We start from the raw sequence: 1,427 nt of genomic DNA, 5'->3' as shown, positions 1-1,427 counted from the left end.
GCAGCAGCGGCGGCCGGGCGGGTGCGTCCGAGGTCACCGGCGCAGGTCCAGCACGGGAACGCCGGCGGGGGTGAAGCCGAGGATCTGGCCGTAGAACGACAGCTCGGCCTCCAGGGCGGCGACGATGGTCTCGGCCTTGCGGAACCCGTGCTGCTCGCCCTCGAAGGTGAGGTAGGCGTGCGCGATGCCGGTGCCGTCCAGGGCGCTCGCGAACCGGTCGGCCTGCTCGGGCGGGCAGATCTCGTCCTCCAGGCCCTGCAGCAGCAGCACGGGCCCGGCCAGCCGGTCGACCCGGTTCGACGGCGACCGCTCGGCGTACCGGTCGGCGGCGGCGGGCCAGGGCCCGACCAGGCCTTCGACGTAGCGGGACTCGAAGTCGTGGGTCTCGCCGCCGTCACCGGTCCACCCGGCCAGGTCGAGGATCGGGTAGGCGACCATGCCGCACCGGTAGGTCTTGACCGAGGTCAGCGACGCCGCCGAGGTCCAGCCGCCGGCGCTGCCGCCGCGGATGGCCAGCCGGTCGCCGTCGGCGGTGCCCTCGTCGGCCAGGGCCTGCGCGACGGCGGCGCAGTCGTTGACGTCGACCACTCCCCACTGCTCGCGCAGCCGTTCGCGGAACGCCCGGCCGTAGCCGGTGGAGCCGCCGTAGTTGACCGCGACGACGCCGATGCCGCGGCTGGTCAGGTAGGCCAGCTCGGCGTCCAGCACGGGCGCGGAACGGCCGGTGGGCCCGCCGTGGACGTGCACGACGTAGGGCGGTTTCTCGTCGTCGGGACCGGCGAAGTCGGGGTTGCGCGGCGGGTAGACGTAGGCGGGGACGTCGCCGTCGGGGCCGCTGAACACGCGTTCCTCCGGCACCGGCAGGTAGTCGACCGGCAGCGTGGCCTCGGCGGAGGTGTGCTCGGTGAGCACGCCGGTGGACAGGTCCAGCGACACCACGGCGGACTCGGTGAGGGCGCTGGTCGCGCCGCTGACCAGCACGCCGTCCTGCACGGCCAGGTGGGCCTGCCACACGGGCAGGTCGACCTCGATGTCGGTGACCGTGCCGCTGCGCTCGTCGAGCACGGCCGGGGCGCCGGAGCGCAGCACGGCGTAGCGGCCGTGGCCGATGACGGCGAACCAGCGGTTGCCCAGCCGCCACATCGGCCCGCCCAGCTCCTGCGCGCAGGGGGCGAGGTTCTTCGACGTGCCGCCCAGGCCGATGCGGAACAGGTTCCACCAGCCGTCGGGGTCGGTCAGCGCGAGCAGGGCGGGCGTGCGGTCCGGCGCGTCCTCGGGCGGCACCTCCCACTCGACCTGGCACACGGCCTCGGTCTCGCCACCGGCCAGGACGCGGTGCTCCGAGGAGCCGACCTCGGCCACGCACAGCTCGGTGCCGTCCCACGGCATGCGGGGGTGGTCCCAGCCGATCCAGGCGAAGAGGCGGC

1 protein-coding gene is annotated in these 1,427 nt (G+C 74.8%); it reads right to left on the bottom strand.

Annotated features, from left to right (window positions below):
* Positions 1 to 33: 33 nt before the first annotated feature.
* On the bottom strand, positions 34 to 1,427 hold a 1,394-nt coding region (locus AB0G02_RS40175; RefSeq protein ID WP_360805781.1), incomplete at its 5' end, for a prolyl oligopeptidase family serine peptidase.

The sequence above is a fragment of the Actinosynnema sp. NPDC023658 genome, assembly GCF_040639995.1.
In the GTDB taxonomy this organism is placed as follows: Bacteria; Actinomycetota; Actinomycetes; order Mycobacteriales; family Pseudonocardiaceae; genus Actinosynnema.
The sequence above is the reverse complement of the archived record's forward strand: the minus strand, read 5'-3'. Positions and strand labels throughout refer to the sequence as shown.